Here is a 17100-nt window from a genome sequence, read left to right as displayed (position 1 = left end):
CCGACCAGCCGGAGATACTGCCTTCGCGAATATCGACACCGAGATCCGGGAAGGCGAATGCGTTGACCGACGCCAGAACGGCCGAGGCCGATCCGTCGTGGGACGGTTTGGACGGTCACGAGCTGTACGCGGCGTGCATGCACGCGGCGAAGGCCGGTGACCGCACAGCCATGAACCGGCTGGTCAAGGAACTGACCCCGCTGGTGTGGCAGGTCGCGCGAGGTAACGGTCTCGACAGACACACGGCCGAGGACGTGGTGCAGACCGTGTGGTTGGCCCTTTTCCGGAATCTGGAGAGGATCGAGGATCCGAAGGCGCTCGCGAAGTGGTTGATCACCACGACGCGGCGTGAGTCCCGGGACGTCGCCCAACGGCTGAGCCGCCCGGTGCCGCTGACCGACGAGCTGGCCGAGACCGTGCCGAGCAGCCAGCCCGAGCCGGAGGCCGAAGCGATGCGGGCCGACCGCGACCGGCGCATCTGGGCGGCGTTCCGCACGCTGCCCGATCGCTGCCAGGAACTGATCCGGCTGACGGTGCTCGCGGGCCGCGCCGAGTACGGGTTGGTGGCCGACGTGTTGCGGATGCCGCGCGGGAGCATCGGGCCCACCAGAGGCCGGTGCCTGCGGCGCCTGCGGGAGACGCTGGACGCTCAGGAGGGGGCAGCGGATGCATGAGGGCAGTTCCTACCCGGACGACGACACACTCGACACACTGCTTCTGGACCTCGACCGGCTGGTCGACGAGTTCGATCCACCTCCCGCCGACCTCGTCGAACGGGTGCAGTTCGCCCTCGCGCTGGAGGATCTCGACGTCGAGGTGGCTCAGTGGGAGCGGGCCGACGCTATGGCGGGCGTGCGCAGCGTCACCCAGGGGACGATCACCTTCACCGTCAGCGACCTCACCGTCATGATCAACCTTACGAAGACGGGGCCGTGCCACCGTATCGACGGCTGGCTCGTCCCCGAGGGGGAGCATGCCGTCGAGGTCCGGGTGGCGGGCCACGACACGTGTTCGACCGTCGCCGACGACGGAGGCCGGTTCGTGTTGAACGACGTCCCGAGCGGTACCACCCAGATCGTCGTCCACGTCGGCGGTGAAGGCGGACGGCGAACAGTGGTGACGCCCGCGGTCGTTCTCTGACGTCGGCGGAGTGTCTCCTCACCACACGCGCCTCCCCGCCGTTCTCGCACTTCACCGTCGGGCGAACGACGCGGCGGCGAGCGCGCACAACGTCGAGGCCATCCGCCTGCTGCGGAAGGCGCTGCGCCTGATCGACGGTTCCGGTCGCGACACCCCGGAGTGGGTGGCCGCCCGGATCCGGGTGCGCATCAGCCTGGCGTTGGCGACCGCCGAGGTCGGTTCGACGGCCGACGGGTTCCGTGGGTTGAAGCGAGCGAGAGCCGAACTGGAGCGGCTCCCGGAAGGCCCGCTACGGCAGGAGCTCGGCGCCGTCATCACCGGACAGCGTGCCCTGCTGCTGTTCCGGGTGGGGCGTGCGTCCGAGTCCGTCGCGCTGTTCGACTCCATCATCCCGGCACTGGAGAGGCTGCACCTCGACGACGGGCTGCTGCTCGCGCGCACGCTGACCAACCGGGCGCAGATCCACGCCGAGACGGGCGACCTCGACGCGGCGGCCAAGGACTTCGACCAGGCGATCCGGTTGGCGGCCGAACACCGGCTCACCCGCATCGAGGGCAAGGCCCGGCACGGACTGGGAGACCTCGCCCAGCTCACCGGCGACATCCCCGGTGCGCTGCGGCACTACGACGAGGCGGCGCGCATCCTGGAGAACGCCGCACCGGGCTGGGTGGCGAGGGTGCGACTCGACCAGGCGCGGGCGTTGCTGGTGGCGGGCCTCGCAACGGAGGCCGCGCGCCACCTGGACGAGGCGCTGCCGGAGTTCCGGCGCAACCGCGTGATCCAGGACCTGGCCGAGGCGGAGGTGGCGAGAGCCGCTGCCGCGCTGCTGGAGGGTGAGTTCGACACCGCTCGTCGCCTCGCGGTGTCGGCGCGACGACGGTTTCTGAGGCGCGGCAACCTGCCGTGGGCGGAGGTCGCCGCGCTCGCGCGGCTGCGGGCCGACGCCACCGAGGTACTCGAACAGTGCGCGCGGCCACCCGCCCGGCTGCCGTCGGCGCTCGTGGACCTGTCGCACCGGCTGGAGCGACTCGGGCTGCGCGACGAGACCGCGGCGGCACGCCTGCTCGCCGTCCGCCTCCGGCTGCGGCGAGGGGAGCTGGAGACGGCGAAGGCCCTGCTCGCGCAGGTGCCGAAGCCTCGCCGTACCAGCCCGGTCGACCACCGGATGCTGTTACGGCTGTGCCGGGCCGAACTCGCGGTGGCCACGCGGAACCGGCGCTCGGCGCTGGCCCAGGCGCGGGCCGGGCTGGTGGAACTCGGGTGGGCACGTGATCGCATGGGTGGTCTGGACCTGCTTTGCGGCACCGCGGTGCACGGCCACGAACTGGGCACCCTGGCCGTCGGGCTGGTGCTGGAGAGCGCCCGGGGGCAGGCCGGGGCGCGCCGGTTGTTCGGCTGGCAGGAACGCACGCGAGCCCAGGTGTACCGCTACGAGCCGATGCCCACGATCGACGATCCGGTGCTGGCGAAGTACCTCGCGGAGATGCGGCACGTCCAGCGCTCGGTGCAGCACAACCGGCTCGCGGGCAAACCGGTGACCGCGCTGGAGAACCGCTACGCGTGGTTGCAGCGGGAGGCGAGCAGACTCGGCTGGTACACGAGCCAGTGGGGCCGCCCGCGCCCGGTGGCGGCGCCGGACCAGGTGGCCGCCGAGCTCGGTGAACGCGTGATGGTGAGCTTCGTGGGGCACGCGGACACCCTCGCCGCCGTGGTGGTGCGCGACGGCCGGTTCGAACTCGTGCGGCTGGGGCCGCTCGGGGACGCCGTGGAGATCACTCACCAGCTCCGGGCCGACCTCGACGCGCTCGCTCCGGACCATCTGCCCACGCCGCTCGCCACGGCGGTGCTGGCGTCGGCACGCCGTCGAGCCGACCGGCTCGACGAGGTGCTGCTCGAACCGCTCGGGCCGCTCCTCGGCGACCGGGAGCTGGTGATCATCCCGACGGGTTCGTTGCACGCGCTGCCGTGGGCCGCGTTGCCGAGCATGCGCGGGCGACCGCTTTCGGTCGCTCCGTCCGCCACCGCGTGGCTCGGCGCGGCGAGCGCCGGGAGATCCGAGCCGGTGGTGCTGGTCGGCGGGCCCGGTGTGCCGGGCGCGGTCGGTGAGGTGGGCAAACTGACGTCGGTGTACCCGTCGGCGAGGCTCGTGGACGGTGAGAAGGCGACGAGTCACGCGGTACTGGAGGCACTGGACGGTTCGGGGCTCGCTCACCTCGTCGCCCACGGAGCCCACGAACCGGCGAACGCGCTGTTCTCCCGCCTGGAGCTTGTGGACGGACCGCTCTTCGCGCACGAGGCCGCGCGACTGGCGAACCCACCGGACCGCGTGGTGCTCGCTGCCTGTGAACTGGCGTTGAGCCACATCCGGCCGGGCGAGGAGGCGCTCGGGTTCGCGGGTGCGCTGCTGGCGAGCGGGTGTCGCACGGTGGTCGGCGCGGTGGCGCGCGTCGGTGACAACGCGTCGGCGGAAGCGATGGCCGACCTCCACGAACGGCTCGCCTCCGGCAGGTCGCCCGCGGTGGCCCTCGCCGAGGCCACCGCCGTGGATCCGTTCCGCCGCCCGTTCCTCTGTCTCGGCGCGGGCTGACCACTGCCGCACCGTCTTGGGCTCCCTGACAGCGCGTCCCGTGTTCCGGCTCCTGTGCCGTCGGATCACCGGCTTCTTCTCCACTTCGGACGGTCACCGGCGACCGGTGCGGAGCGCGGCCGTCGAGCGGTCAGTGGGCGATCCCCGCGTCCCGGGCGAACAGGGCTGCCTGCACCCTGTTGCCCACTTCCAGGGCGGACAGGATGCGGCTGACGTGTGCCTTCACGGTGCTCTCCCGCATTCCCAGGGTGGTGGCGATCTCGGCGTTGGACGCTCCGTCGGCGAGCAGCGCCAGTACGTCCCGTTCCCTCGGGGTCAGCCGGTCGGCGCGGGAGCGTTCGGCGGCCGTCAGGGTGCGGGCTGTGCGGTGGTAGCGGTCGATGAGGCGCCGGGCGGCGGACGGGTGCAGCATGGCCTGGCCCTCCGCGACGACCCGCAGGGCCTTGACGATCTCCTCCGGCTCGGTGTCCTTCAGCAGGAAGCCCGAGGCGCCCGCGGCCAGGGCGTCGTAGACGTACTGGTCGAGGTCGAAGGTGGTCAGCACGACGACCTGGGGTGGCCGGGGCAGCGCGCGCAGGTGTCGGGTGGCGGTGATGCCGTCCATGCGGGGCATGCGCACGTCCAGCAACGCGACGTCCACCTGGCGAGAGCGCGCCACCTCGACGGCCTCGGCGCCGTCGCCCGCCTGCGCCACCACCGTGATACCGGGGTCGGTGTCGAGAATGTCGGCGAGGGCCAGCCGGACCAGGTGGTCGTCGTCGACGATCATCGTCCGGATCACGTCGCTCCCGAGGTCGTGTGGTCGTGGAGGGGGATCTCGGCGACGAGACGCCACCCGCCCGGCTCGGTGGGGCCGTACTCCAGGCGGCCGCCGAGGGAGGCGATCCGTTCGGTCAGCCCGGCCAACCCGTACCCGCTGTCCACCTCGGCGAGCCCGGCCCGCGTTCCGGCCTCGTTGCTCACCTCGATCGCGGACTTCGGAGGCCCGTATCGCACCACGACCCGCACCGCGGCACCGGACGCGTGCTTCCTGGCGTTGGTGAGGGCCTCCTGCACCACGCGGTGCACGGCGAGCCGGTGGCTGACCGGTACCGCGGTCACGTCGCCCTCGACCACCGCGTCGATCCGCTGCCCGGCGGTGCGTGCCTCGTGCAGCAGTGTCGGCAGGTCGCGCGGTCCCGGTGACCGGGTTCCGTGCTCGCCGTCCGGCTCGCTGTCGCGCAACACCCCGAGCACGTCCCTCAGGTCGCGCAGGGCCTCGGTGGACGTCGTCCGCAGCAGGTCGACGCGGTCGGCCACCGGCGCGGGGAGGACGGCGGCGCGGCGCTGAAGCGCGCCCGCGTGCAGGGCGAGCACGCTGAGCCGGTGGGCCAGCACGTCGTGCATCTCGGCGGCGATCCTGGCCCGCTCCCCCAACCGGGCCTGCTCGGCACGCAACTCGCGTTCCACCCGCAGTTGCTCGACCTGCCGGTCGAGGGAGGCGACCAGGCGCCGACGGCCGCCCATCCACAACCCCAGGGCGAGCACGGCCACCGGCAGCAGCAAGGGGCCGTACGACCGGGTGGTCCACAGGCCGTGTTGTTCCTGCAGGACCAGGTTGCCTGCCATGGCACAGACGGCGCAGGCCACCGCGACGGTCACGCGACCGACGTAGGCGAGGTGGAACAACACGGCCATGAGCGGCAGCGCGATACCGAGGAAGGCCGCCACCGCCACGGTGCAGGCCGAGACGGCCACCGGCCACCGGTGGCGCACCGCCAGGGACAGCCCCGCCGCGGCGGCCAGGGCCACCTGCGGGCTGGCCAGGGTGCCTCCGGCGCCCACGTACGCCTCCTGGACCGACAGCGCCCCGACGCCGAAGAGCAGCAGCACCTCGGCCCACCACGGCCACGTCCGCTCCACCGCGCTCAGCACAGCGTGAGCATAGGCCGAGAGGCACCGGCCGGTGCCACCGTCGAAACGCCCGGCGCGCCCTCTACTTTCGTAGGGGTGTGCCGTCGCACAACGGCCGATGGTGCCGAAAACGGCGTTCCATAGTGTCACCGCCATGGAAGCGACACACACCGAATCAGCAACCCTCGCCGGACGACTGGCTTTTCTGCGCGAGGCGACCCGGACCTTTCGTACCACCGGGGCGATCGCCCCGAGCAGCGCCGGCCTCGCCGCCCGGCTCGCCGAACGGCTGGCAGGGGAGCGGCACCGGTCTCACCGGCCGCTGTCCGTGCTGGAGGTCGGCGCCGGAACCGGTTCGGTGACGCGGACCCTGGCCGGGCTCCTCGGTCCCCAGGACCGCCTGGACGTGGTGGAACTCAACCCGAGGTTCGTCGATCTCCTGGACCGTGCTCTCGTGACCGACCCCGCGCTGTGCGCCGCGTCCGGGGACATCAGGATCGTGCCCGGATCGATCACCCGGCTGGAGCTGGGCCGTCGTTACGACGTGATCGTCTCCTGCCTGCCCTTCGCCAACTTCGAACCCGGGGAGGTACAGGAGATCATGGACCGCTATCTGTCCCTGCTCGTTCCCGGCGGACACCTGTCGTACTTCCGTTACCTGGGCACGCGTGTCCTGCGTACGCTGCTGCCCGGCCGCGCCGAGATCGTGCGGCACCGGTCGGTGACCGCCCTGCTGACCGGGATCGAGTCCCGTTACGGCACCGGAGGGGGCGTGGTGTGGGGCAACCTGCCGCCCGCCAGGGTCGTGCACCTGCGGTCCGAGCGGACGGTGGCCCGGGCGGCGGACGCCGCGTGACCTTCCACCTCGCCGCGGTGCCGGACCCGGTCGCGCTGCTGGAGGGAGTTCCCTCCCCGCTCGCGTACGGCGTCGTGCTCGGTGCCGTGTCGCTGGAGTCGGTGCTGTTGGTCGGCGTCTTCGTGCCGACCCTCAGCCTGCTGCTGTGCGCGGGTTTCCTGGCGTACTCCGGGCCGCTGTCCCTCCCCGTGGTGATCGGTTGTGCCGTCGCGGGTGCGGTCGTCGGCGAGCTGCTGGCCCACCGGACGGGGCGCAGACTGGGGCCGGGCCTGCGCGGCTGCCGCCTGGGCCGCCGGGTGCCCGCCGAGGTGTGGGACCGGACCTGGTCGGTGGTGCGGCGGTTCGGCGGCCCCGCCCTGCTGCTGTGCCGCTTCGTCCCGGTGGTGCGGACCTTCGCCCCGTACGTCGCAGGCGCCGCGGGTACGCGCTACCGGGACCTGGCCCCCTACAGCGGGGCGGGGGCCGTGGTGTGGGCGTCCGCGGAGGCCGGTGCGGGGTACCTGGCCGGGGCGTCGTACGAACGGCTGGCCGCCGCCGGGGTCGTCCCGCTCGTGGTGGTCCTCGCCGGACTCGGCGTGGTCGTGCTCCGCGTCCACCGCCGGAACAGCCGGAACACCGCCGGGGTGGCACCGCGGCCGTCCGTGGAACGGGCACCGGTGGGGCGGCGTCCGCCACCCGGCCACGTCCGGAACCGTGCGTCAAGATGGGCACGTGGAGGTGTCCGGCGAGCGCGCGGGCGGTGTCACCCCCCGGTGGGTCGTGAACCTGCTGCGTGTCGCACCGAAGCCGATCCAGTGGACGCAGCTCGTCCGGGCTGCGGTGATCCTGTCGGTGCCGATCGCGCTGGGCTACCTGTTCGGCAACGTCGGCTACGGCGCGCTCGCGTCCACCGGAGCGTTGCCGTCGGTCACGGCCGACATCTCCGACACGTACCGGGCGCGGGCGGTGCGACTGACCGGAGCGCTGTGCGCGGCTGTGCTCGGGTTCGCCCTCGGGCTGCTCGCCGGAGGCGACGCCGCTCTGTCCGTGCCTCTCGTCATCGTCGTCGCCGCGGTGTCCGCACTGGTCAGCGAGGCGGGTAGCAACGCCTCGATCGCCTCGCTGCAGCTCTTCGTCTTCACCGTGCTCGGCATCGGGCACTCGACGGACGAGGTGTCGGCGGGCACCTCGCTCACCTGCTTCTGCGTAGGCGCCGTATGGGGGTTGTCCGTGGCTCTCGCGGGCTGGACGGTGCGCGCCACCAGCCCGGAACGCAGCGCCGTCGCCCAGGTCTACCTCGAACTCGCGACGATGCTGTCGGCCGTCTCGGTGGGTGACGAGAAGTCGGCGCTGGATGCTCGACACCAGCTCACGGAGGCGCTGAACACCGCGTACGACCGCCTGCTGACAGCGCGGTCGTGGCTGTCGGGCCGCGACGACACCTACCGCAAGCTGCTCAACCTGCTCGCCGCCACCACACCGGCCATCGAGGCCACCGTCGCCGCGGTCAATGCGGGCGTGCACCCACCGCGTGCGCTCATCGGGCACTTCACCGACCTCGCGACGGCCGTGCTGTCCGACACGCGGCTGCCCGTGTTGCAGCCGCCTCGGGACGAGCGTCCAGAGCAGGCCCCCGCCGTGACGGCGTTGTACGAGGCGCTGAGCGACATCGGCACGGAGGAGCGACGTCTGCACCGCAGCAGGACGTCGGCTCGGGAGCGAATCACCGAGTGGGCGCACTCGCTCGTGTCCGGACCGCTGACCTGGCTCGCGGCGGTGCGGCTCACGGTGTGCGTGGCGCTGGCCGAACTGACGCGGTTCCTCGTGCCGACCGAGCAGTCGTACTGGATCACGCTCACCGTCGGCCTCGTGCTGAAGCCGGACTTCGGGTCGGTTTTCGGGCGGGCGGTGTTGCGCGGGGCCGGCACCGTGCTGGGCGCGGGCCTGGGTACCGCGGCGCTGCTGCTCGTGCCGCACGGAGCGCTGCTCGTACTCCTGATCGCCCTGTTCGGTGCGGGCCTCGCGTTCGGCAAAGGACGTCACTACGGGCTGTTGAGCGCGTTCGTGACCCCGCTGATCCTGGTGCAGATGGAGCTGTCGTCGGATGTCGACGAGGTCGCTTCGGCCCGGATACTCGACACCGCGATCGGTTGCGTGCTGGTGCTCGTGTTCGGCTACCTGCTCTGGCCGGGTAGCCGAAGGCCGGTGCTCGGCGGCAGGCTGGCCGACGTCGCCGAGACGATCGCGGAGTACGCCGAGTACGCGCTCCGGCCGGTCGGCGACGAGGCCGACCGCATCGAACGCTCCCGCCGCCGCAGGCGGGCCTACCGGGGTCTGTCCGACCTGCGGACGGCCTTCCAGCAGATCGTGGTGGAACCGTCGGCCGCCGGGCGGCAGGCCGTCGCGTGGTGGCCCGCGATCGTGTCCCTCGAACAACTCACCGACGCCGTCACCGCGGTCGCCGTGGCCGTCGGGCAGGAGGCGGCCGAGCCGCCCGAGGACAGCGAAGTGCGTAAGGTCCGTGCGGCGCTTGCGGAGTTGTCCCTCGCCGTGCGTACGGGGGCCAGGCCCAACGAGGTCGAACTGCCCCGTGGCGAGGTGCTGGCGGGGGTCCGCAGCCAGCTCGCGGGTGCGTTGGACTCCGTCACCGGGCCGGACCTACGGACGTTCCGGCACGTGCGCTGACGATCCGGGCGTGGCGCTCACGTTGCGAGATCACGCGGATGCTGGTGCATTGGTGGTATGGGCATCAACTTCAACGAGCTGAAACACAAGGCACAGGACGCGCTGACCAAGAACAGCGACAAGATCGAGCAGGGCTTGGACAAGGCGAGCGGCATGGCCAAGTCCCGGTTCGGCAAGCAGTCGAGCAAGATCGACACCGCCACGGAGAAGGCCAAGAAGTTCCTGCACAAGAACACCGGCGGCGGTGACACCGGCCAGCCGGGCGGCCAGCCGCCGCCTTCCGGTCCGCGCCCCTGACCCCGCCCCTGACCCGCTGTCAGGGCACCTCGGCCAGCGCTACGTCACCGTCGAACGCGGTGACGTAGCCGCCGCGTTCTCCGACCGCGAGCAACGCGTCGCGGGCGTCGGGTGCGGACAGCCGCACCCGCACGCTCGTCGTTGGCGCGTGCCGGTGTTCCGCCAGCTTCCGGGCGGCTTTGTGGCCCGCGTCGATGGTGGAGGCCAATCCTCCGGTGGAGGCGAGCGAGCCGCGCGCCGCCCCGAGGGCACCCAGTGCCTCGTCGAGCACGGGTAGCAGCGCCGTGCGGTTTCCCTCGGTCATGGCTCGCACGAGCGCGGGCCGCGTGCCCGCCACCCGGGTGCCGTCGGCGAACGAACCGGCCGCGAGTGCCGCCGCGACCGGGCCGCCCGCCGCACCGACCGACGCCAGCACCGCCGCGAGCAGGTGCGGCAGGTGCGAGATGCGCGCCACCGTCTCGTCGTGGGTCCCGGCGCCCAACGGCACCACTCGCGCACCGAGGTCGACGGCCAGGGTCGCCACCTCCTGCCAGGCCGCCAACACGGTGTCGGGCTCCACGGTCGTCACCCACGCGGCGCCCGCGAACAACTCCGCCGCCGCCGCGTGCCAGCTGGACTCGGCCGTCCCGGCCATCGGATGCCCACCCACGAACGTCACCGACGGCGCCACCGCCCGCGCCGCGTCCCGAACCGGCACCTTCACGCTCGTCACGTCGGTGAGCAGGCAACCGGGCGCGTGCCGCTCGACGAGGGCGAGCACCGACTCCACCGCGGTGAGGGGGACGGCGAGCACCACGACGGCCTCCGACGAGGCCGCCCGGCGCAGCGCTTCCACCACGTCGGTGCCCGCGTCGTAGCCGTCGGCCGCGGCGGCGTCGGCGTCCGAGACGGACGCCGTGGCTCCCCACGCGTTCCTGCCCGAGGAGACGGCGGCCCGCAGCACCGACCCGCCGATCAGCCCGAGCCCGATCACACACACGTCACGCACTGCGCCACCCTTGCCCGTTCCCTCGCCCGTGTCCCCGCTCATCCGAACCGTCACTTCCGCAGACTGTCGAGCGCGTAGGCGGCGTACATGGCGACGCCGTAGGCCAGTGCGTCCTCGTCGTAGCGCACCCGGTTGGAGTGGTTGGACGCCGCCTCGGCGGGGTCGGCGTCCGGCGGGCACGCGCCGAGGAACGCGAACGCGCCGGGCACGCGCTGCAGTACGTAGGAGAAGTCCTCCGCGCCCATGATCGGACTCGGCATCCGCCGCGAGCGGTCGACCCCCAGTACCTCGGCGGCGAGGTCGAGCACGCGCTGGGTCTCGGTCTCGTCGGTGACCGTGGCGGGGAAACCGGGCCTCAGGTCGGCCACCACTCGGCAGCCGTGTGCCTCGCCGATGTGTTCACTCACCCTGGGCACCTCCGTGCGCAGGCGCGCGCGGGTGCGTTCGGACAGCGTCCGGATGGTGCCCTCGATCTCGGCGGACTCGGGGATCACGTTGTCGGTCGTACCGCCCGCGATCCGGGTGACGGTGACGACCGCGGGGTCGAACACGTCGACCGTCCGCGTCACGCGGGTCTGCAACGCCGTGACGATCTCGGCGGCGGCGGGGATCGGGTCCACCGCGCTGTGCGGCATGGAGCCGTGCCCGCCCTTGCCGATGAGCCGCACCAGGAAACTGTCCTCGGAGGCCATCACCGGCCCCGACCTCGTGGCGATGACACCCGTGGGCAGGTTGGCGAAGGTGTGGAGGGCGAACGCGCTGCGCACCCGGGTGCCGGGCGCGTCGAGCACGCCTTCGTGGATCATGTGCCGGGCACCGTGGTGGCCTTCCTCGCCGGGCTGGAACATGAACACCACCGAACCCGCCAGCTCGTCGACGTGGTCGGCCAGCAGCCGGGCGGCTCCCACCAGCATCGCCACGTGGGTGTCGTGGCCGCACGCGTGCATGGCGTCCGGCACCTCGGACGCGAACTCGAGGCCGGTGTCCTCGGACATCGGTAGCGCGTCCATGTCGGCTCGCAGCAGCACGGCGGGCCCGGGCTCGGCGCCTCGCAGCACCCCGGTGACGGACGTGGTCGTGGTGCCCAGCGTGGTCTCGATCGGAAGCCCGTCGAGCGCGTCGAGCACCGCCTGCTGGGTCACGGGCAACCGCAGTCCCACCTCGGGGTGGCGATGGATGGCGCGCCGCAGTGCGACGGTGCTCGGCTGGAGGGCCTTCGCCTCGTCGAGCAGCCCGGCGAACCGGGCGTCGGGCAGCGAGGGCAGGTCGGTCGGTCCAGTCATGGCTCGATCCTGGCATGGCGGGTCGTTCCGTTCGCCGGTCGTCTCGTCGGTCCGGAAGGCCCCGCTCGGTATACGGTGGACCTATGGCGGTGAAAGAGCAGGTCACGGGGTTCGCGGTGGCCGTCGTCAGGGAGGACGGCCGGTGGCGTTGCGGTCGACTGGCCGATGCGGCACTGACCGAGCTGGACACCGCCATCACCGAACTGCGCAAGCTTCGGTCGACCGGCGCGGTGTTCGGGCTGCTCGCGGTGGACGACGAGTTCTTCGTCATCATCCGGCCGACGCCGGGCGGTGCGTCGCTCCTGCTCTCCGACGCGGCGGCCGCACTGGACTACGACATCGCGGCCGACGTGCTCGACCTGCTGCGGGCCGACGCGCCCGATGACGACGACGACGTCGTGTGGCCCGCCGGGGACCTGGAGATCCTGGCCGACCTCGGTATGCCGGAGGCGGAACTCGAGGTCATCGTCAACGAGGTCGAGCTCTACCCCGACGAGCAGTTGCAGATGATCGCCGAGCGGTGCGGGTTCTCGGAGCAGTACACGGCGGTGCTCGACGAGCTGTGATCCCCGACCGCGCAGACCTGGACGCCGTGCGTGTGGCTCTCGGATTCGCCGAGCGCGCGCGGGGCACGGCCGACGTTCCCATCGGCGCCGCGGTGTTCGCGCCCGACGGGCGGTTGCTGGCCGGTGCGCACAACGCGCGGGAGGAGTTGGCCGACCCCACCGCGCACGCGGAGGTGCTGGCACTGCGGGAGGCGGCGCGGGTCCACGGTGACGGCTGGCGGCTGGAAGGCTGCACGCTCGCCGTCACCGTGGAGCCCTGCACGATGTGCGCGGGGGCGCTCGTCCTGGCTCGGGTGGCCAGAGTGGTGTTCGGTGCGTGGGAGCCGAGGACGGGAGCGGTGGGCTCGCTGTGGGACGTCGTGCGTGATCGCAGGCTCAACCACCGGCCCGAGGTGCTCGGCGGCGTGCTGGAGGTCGAGTGCTCGGCGTTGCTGAACGACTTCTTCGCCGGGCACCGGGGCCGGGCCGACCTGGGCCGAGATCCGTGTGCGGACCCGTCGGAGATCGGTTGACGGCCATGCGGTACCGTATTCGGCGGTAGCGTGTCCGAGCGGCCGAAGGAGCACGACTCGAAATCGTGTGACGGGCAACCGTCCGTGGGTTCAAATCCCACCGCTACCGCCACGGGAAGCCGGGCGATCCACATCGGGTCGTCCGGCTTCTTCTTTTTCATCCGACTGCCGCGACGGTCCCCTCGAACGGGTGGGCGTGTTCACCCGAACCGGGGGCTGAATAACACGATCGGCGTGTCGGCGGAAACACCTGGGCCGTCGCCGTCGAAGGTGACGGTATGTGCTCTGATGGGAACCGTCTGTTCGCGCGTCTGGCCGCCGTCGTCATCACGATGCTGCTGACGGCCGGCCTCACCACCGTGATCGGACTGACTGGGGGTGGCAGTGCGCAGGCGGAAGAGCCGCACCTGCCCGAAGGTTTCTCGCTGAAGGAGCTGCCGAGTGGTCAGTCACCGGGAAACCTGACCGACTTCGCCTACCTGCCCGACGGGAGCGCGCTCACCACGGGCAAGACGGGCACGGTCGCGTGGGTGTCGACCGACGGTCGTTCTCGGACACTCCGCAGCCTCGCCGTCGAATCGCAGCAGGACATGGGACTCGTGGGGCTCGCGGTCGCGTCCGACTACGAGACCACCCGCCACGTCTACCTCGCCCGGTCGGTCCCCACCGGCGGCGGTTCCTACGACCTGACGCTCGCGCGGTGGGAGGTCACGGGAGCTGACGAACCGACGGGCCTGACTGGTGAGACGGAACTGCTGCGCCTGCCCGGTGACTCCAACGTGCACGGCATCACCGGCATCGTGCCCGACGACGACGGCACCATCTGGGTGTCGGTCGGCGACGTCGCGAGCTACACCGAGACCGACCGCCTGGCCCTGCGGGCCCAGAAGCCGCACGCGTTGCAGGGCAAGATCCTGCACCTCACCGCCGACGGGCAGGGCGTCGAGAGCAATCCCTTCTACGACCCCGCCGCCCCCGACTCCGCACGCAGCAGGATCTTCGCCAGCGGGTTCCGCAGCCCGTTCCGGCTCTCCCTCGACCCACGCACCGGGCTGCCCGTCGTCGGCGACGTCGGGTGGAACCGGTGGGAGGAGATCAACCTCGTGCAGCCGGGCCGCGACTACGGCTGGCCGTGCTGGGAGGGCTCCGACCCCACGCCCGGCTACCGTGAACTGCCCGAGTGTGATCACGCGCCCAACACCCCGCCGCTGGTGAAGTTCCGCCACGGCAAGGGCGTCGACAACGGAAACAGCGTCACCGGCGGAGTGGTCTACACGGGATCGACCTATCCGGAGAAGTACCGGGGCGCTTACTTCTTCGGCGACTACACCCACCAGAAGCTGTGGTCGATCCGCTACGACCACCAGGGCAGACTGACCCAGGCACCGCAGAGCCCGCCGCTGGGCACGCACGTGGGGCGTCCCGTGAAGTTCGGTACGGCCGCGGGTGGCGACATCGTGTTCGCCGACATCGCGTCGGGGAAGCTGAAACGCCTCGTGTACACGGCGGGCAACCAGGAACCCGTCGCGCGCATCTCCCTGGAGACCGACCCGGACACCCGCACGGTCTCGTTCGACGGCTCGGAGTCGTTCGACTTCGACGGTGACCACCTGACGTACGAGTGGGCCTTCGGTGACGGCGGCACCGCCACCGGCGCGCAGGTGGAGCACACCTACGGCGAGGCCGAGGAGCGGTTCACCGCGAAACTCACGGTCACCGACGCCGCGGGAGCCGAGGGGACGGCGGAGGTCACCGTGGTGCCTGGCAACCACACGCCGGTGCTGCGTGCGAAGGCGCCGGAGGACAGGACTTACGCGGTGGGCGAGCGGGTGTCGGTGAGCGTGATGGCCACCGATGCCGAGGACGGGCTGGTCGACGTGCGGTGGCAGGCCACGGTGGTGCACTGCCCGGAACAGGAGACGTGCCACGCGCATCCGACGGAGTCGGGTGAGGGGATGGTGTTCTCCGTCCCGTTCACCGATCACCCCGACTCCCACATGGAACTGACGGCGACGGCCACCGACAGCGAAGGAGTTTCGAGCACCTACACCTACGAGGCGATGCCGAGGGAGCACCGCCTTTCGCTGTCGAGCAACGTGCCCGCCGCCGTGGAGATCACCAGCGAGGGAGACGACGACACGTCGAACGGCACGGCCGGAACGGCCATGGTGACCGCGGGCGCCACCGTGGGCATCGCGGCGGCACGGACGGCGGCCGACGGCGTTTCGGTGTTCTCGCAGTGGGACGACGGTGTCTCCGAGCGCACGCGCACGATCACGATGCCCGACGAGGACCTCACGGTCAGCGCGGTGTACGCCACCCCCGTCGAGCAGCGCTACGACGCGGAACCGGAGCTGAGGGAGGTGCTGGGCGAGCCGACCGGCCCGGTGGTGATCGACGGCGGCATGTACTACCGCCAGCACGCCGAAGGGCGGCTGTACTGGTCGGCCCGTTCGGGGACGCACGAGGTGCACGGTCCGATCGCGGAGAAGTACGTCGAGCTGGGTGGGCACGAACGGTTCGGGCCGCCCATCACCGACCAGACCAGCACCCCCGATGGCGAGGGCCGGTTCAACCACTTCCTCGGCACGTCCTACACGCGCACCGCGTCCGTCTACTGGACTCAGCGGACGGGAGCCCACGCGGTCTGGGGCGAGGTGCGTAAACGCTGGGCTGCGATGAAGTGGGAGCGGGGGCCTCTGGGTTATCCGACCACCGACGAGCGGAGGACGCCCGACGGCATCGGCAGGTACAACCACTTCACCAAGGGCGGTTCGGTGTACTGGACGCCCCGCACGGGAGCGCACGCCGTGTACGGCGCGATACGGGTGCGGTGGGCGGAGCTCGGATGGGAGCGTTCGTACCTCGGTTATCCGCTGACCAGCGAGTACTCCGTACCCGGCGGTCGGCGTAACGACTTCCAGAGCGGTTCCCTCACGTGGCGCGCGGCCGACGACCAGGTGATCGTCCGCCGGGCGAGTTCGTCGTGACGAGCTCGCGTAACTGAGCCAGCAGGTCGGCTCTGCTGGTGGCACCGAGTCGCTGCCGCATCCGCGCCATGTGGTGTTCGACCGTCTTGGCCGAGATGAACAGCCGGTCGCCGACCTGCCGGTACGTCAGACCGGACACGACCAGCTCCGCCACCTGGCGTTCGCGTTCGCTGAGCACACCGACCTCGGGCCGGGGCGCGGGTTGTGCGGTACCCGACGGCGAGGTGCCCTGCAACGCGCGGGCGCATTCGAGCAGAGCCACCATCGCGGCGCGGTCGGTGGTGCGGATGGCGGCCTGCCCGGCGAGCCGCGCGGCGTCCCAGCGCAGTCCCGCCGCGTGCAGTGCCCTGGCCGCCGCGTCGACACGGGCGGCGTCGACGGTCCCGCCGAGAGTGTCGATCCAGCATCCGGCGGCCTCGGCGAGGGCCCGGTGGTAGCCGGTGTGGTCGGAACTGCGGTCGGCGCAGCGCGACAGCGCCCGCGCGTGCTCGGCCGCCTCGTCCCGTTGATCGGCGGTGATGGCCGCGTGCAGGCCACTCCAGTGCAGCGAGGCCGACCACAGGGGCGGCTCGCCGAGTGCGTTCAGCAGGTTCCGCGCGCGTCCGAGCTGGTGGCTGAGACGTTCACGCTCGCCGAGGCGCGCGGCAGCGACGGCGAGTTCACCGAACGGCAGGATGGTGAACAGCTCGACCCGCAGCCGGATCACGGCCTCGCGCACGTCGTTCCAGAGTTCGCGCAGCGCGGCCAGGTCGCTGGACCTGCGGGCCACGCCCGCTCGGAGCCCGACGGCGAGGAGCCAGTCGCGGGGGGACAGCTCGCAGCCGACCGCCTTGAGCGTGCGGTCGGCCGTGTCCGTGTCGCCCCTGAGCATCGCGGTCCACGCCGACAGCAGCCGGTGACGGGTGCGGGCGGTGCGACCTCCGCTGTCGGCCTCGATGGCGTGGTCGAGCAACGTCTCGGCCAGTGACAACTCCCCGCACTGCATTCCGACGAGCGCTCCCACGGCGGCGGGGGTGTCGGGCAGGAACAGTGACCGTCCCACGGGATCGAGGGCTTCCGCCGCATCGGCCAGTGTGGACAGCGCGAGCGTCGGTCCTGCGGTCACCGACTCGACCGTTCCCCGAACCAGCGCCGTCATGGCCGTGCCGACCAGCGTCGGAGGTTCGTCCCCAGTCGGCGTGTCGAGCAGCGACTCCGCCTCGGCCAGCTTTCCGTTCCGCACCGCGACGAGGGCGGAGTGGACGCGGGAGAGCCGGGTGCCCGACCACCGGTACAGCTCGCTCGCGCGTTCGAGCTGGCCTTTGTGGACGAACGCGGTGGCGGC

At 71.8% G+C, this 17100-nt stretch carries 14 protein-coding genes, 1 tRNA gene and 1 pseudogene; 11 read left to right on the top strand and 5 right to left on the bottom strand.

All coding sequences use genetic code 11. The features are described from left to right. Nucleotides 1-62 precede the first annotated feature (62 nt). Genes SACCYDRAFT_RS23595 through SACCYDRAFT_RS23585 form a run of 3 tightly spaced genes read left to right on the top strand, consistent with a single transcriptional unit; the run spans nt 63 to nt 3727 of the window. Complete coding sequence (locus tag SACCYDRAFT_RS23595; protein ID WP_043536863.1) at nt 63-674, top strand: RNA polymerase sigma factor; 612 nt, start codon at nt 63-65, stop codon at nt 672-674. After that, on the top strand, nt 667-1140 hold the full coding sequence (locus tag SACCYDRAFT_RS23590; RefSeq protein WP_005460053.1) for a hypothetical protein: 474 nt from the start codon (nt 667-669) through the stop codon (nt 1138-1140). Before SACCYDRAFT_RS23595 ends, SACCYDRAFT_RS23590 begins: the two co-directional genes overlap by 8 nt. Nucleotides 1141-1150: 10 nt before the next feature. Next, nucleotides 1151-3727: a CHAT domain-containing protein gene (locus tag SACCYDRAFT_RS23585; RefSeq protein ID WP_005460051.1), complete on the top strand. Its 2577-nt coding sequence runs from the start codon at nt 1151-1153 to the stop codon at nt 3725-3727. A gap of 130 nt (nt 3728-3857) precedes the next feature. Here the strand turns inward: SACCYDRAFT_RS23585 and SACCYDRAFT_RS23580 are convergent, their stop codons facing one another. Both SACCYDRAFT_RS23580 and SACCYDRAFT_RS23575 read right to left on the bottom strand, forming a co-directional pair. Continuing rightward, nucleotides 3858-4496, bottom strand: a complete 639-nt coding sequence (locus tag SACCYDRAFT_RS23580) for a response regulator (protein ID WP_005460049.1) — start codon at nt 4494-4496, stop codon at nt 3858-3860. 8 nt (nt 4497-4504) lie between these two features. Next, nucleotides 4505-5641 (bottom strand): sensor histidine kinase, encoded by a 1137-nt coding sequence (locus SACCYDRAFT_RS23575; RefSeq protein ID WP_005460047.1) that lies wholly within the window; start codon nt 5639-5641, stop codon nt 4505-4507. A gap of 133 nt (nt 5642-5774) precedes the next feature. On the opposite strand from SACCYDRAFT_RS23575, the gene SACCYDRAFT_RS23570 reads away from it, so the two are divergent. The 4 genes and pseudogenes from SACCYDRAFT_RS23570 (at nt 5775) to SACCYDRAFT_RS23560 (ending at nt 9437) form a co-directional block, all read left to right on the top strand. Then, nucleotides 5775-6476, top strand: a complete 702-nt coding sequence (locus SACCYDRAFT_RS23570; RefSeq protein ID WP_043536859.1) for a class I SAM-dependent methyltransferase — start codon at nt 5775-5777, stop codon at nt 6474-6476. Beyond that, nucleotides 6398-6964: pseudogene (locus tag SACCYDRAFT_RS27340) on the top strand (DedA family protein); the annotation flags it as partial. The gene SACCYDRAFT_RS23570 and the pseudogene SACCYDRAFT_RS27340, both read left to right, overlap by 79 nt. 229 nt (nt 6965-7193) lie before the next feature. Continuing rightward, nucleotides 7194-9140: an FUSC family protein gene (locus SACCYDRAFT_RS23565; RefSeq protein ID WP_043537506.1), complete on the top strand. Its 1947-nt coding sequence runs from the start codon at nt 7194-7196 to the stop codon at nt 9138-9140. A 57-nt stretch (nt 9141-9197) separates the two neighbouring features. Continuing rightward, nucleotides 9198-9437 carry an antitoxin gene (locus SACCYDRAFT_RS23560; protein ID WP_005460041.1) on the top strand — a complete coding sequence of 80 codons (240 nt, stop codon included), beginning with the start codon at nt 9198-9200 and terminating at the stop codon, nt 9435-9437. A gap of 19 nt (nt 9438-9456) precedes the next feature. On the opposite strand, the gene SACCYDRAFT_RS23555 is transcribed toward SACCYDRAFT_RS23560, so the two are convergent. Next, complete coding sequence (locus tag SACCYDRAFT_RS23555) at nt 9457-10467, bottom strand: prephenate dehydrogenase (RefSeq protein ID WP_005460039.1); 1011 nt, start codon at nt 10465-10467, stop codon at nt 9457-9459. 8 nt (nt 10468-10475) lie between these two features. Further along, nucleotides 10476-11708, bottom strand: a complete 1233-nt coding sequence (locus SACCYDRAFT_RS23550) for a M20 metallopeptidase family protein (RefSeq protein ID WP_005460038.1) — start codon at nt 11706-11708, stop codon at nt 10476-10478. Between the two features lie 83 nt (nt 11709-11791). On the opposite strand from SACCYDRAFT_RS23550, the gene SACCYDRAFT_RS23545 reads away from it, so the two are divergent. The 4 genes from SACCYDRAFT_RS23545 (at nt 11792) to SACCYDRAFT_RS23530 (ending at nt 15776) form a co-directional block, all read left to right on the top strand. Beyond that, a complete protein-coding gene (locus tag SACCYDRAFT_RS23545; protein ID WP_005460037.1) occupies nt 11792-12274 on the top strand; it encodes a tRNA adenosine deaminase-associated protein in 483 nt (160 codons plus the stop codon). After that, a complete protein-coding gene (locus SACCYDRAFT_RS23540) occupies nt 12271-12786 on the top strand; it encodes a nucleoside deaminase (RefSeq protein WP_005460035.1) in 516 nt (171 codons plus the stop codon). The genes SACCYDRAFT_RS23545 and SACCYDRAFT_RS23540 overlap by 4 nt, the downstream gene beginning before the upstream one ends. Nucleotides 12787-12810: 24 nt before the next feature. Further along, nucleotides 12811-12898, top strand: a tRNA-Ser gene (locus tag SACCYDRAFT_RS23535). 166 nt (nt 12899-13064) lie between these two features. Continuing rightward, complete coding sequence (locus SACCYDRAFT_RS23530) at nt 13065-15776, top strand: PQQ-dependent sugar dehydrogenase (RefSeq protein ID WP_005460033.1); 2712 nt, start codon at nt 13065-13067, stop codon at nt 15774-15776. On the opposite strand, the gene SACCYDRAFT_RS27070 is transcribed toward SACCYDRAFT_RS23530, so the two are convergent. Further along, a partial coding sequence (locus SACCYDRAFT_RS27070) for a helix-turn-helix transcriptional regulator (RefSeq protein ID WP_005460031.1) occupies nt 15721-17100 on the bottom strand: 1380 nt, incomplete at its 5' end. The genes SACCYDRAFT_RS23530 and SACCYDRAFT_RS27070 overlap by 56 nt on opposite strands.

Source organism: Saccharomonospora cyanea NA-134 (assembly GCF_000244975.1).
GTDB lineage: Bacteria > Actinomycetota > Actinomycetes > Mycobacteriales > Pseudonocardiaceae > Saccharomonospora > Saccharomonospora cyanea.
The sequence above is the reverse complement of the archived record's forward strand: the minus strand, read 5'-3'. Positions and strand labels throughout refer to the sequence as shown.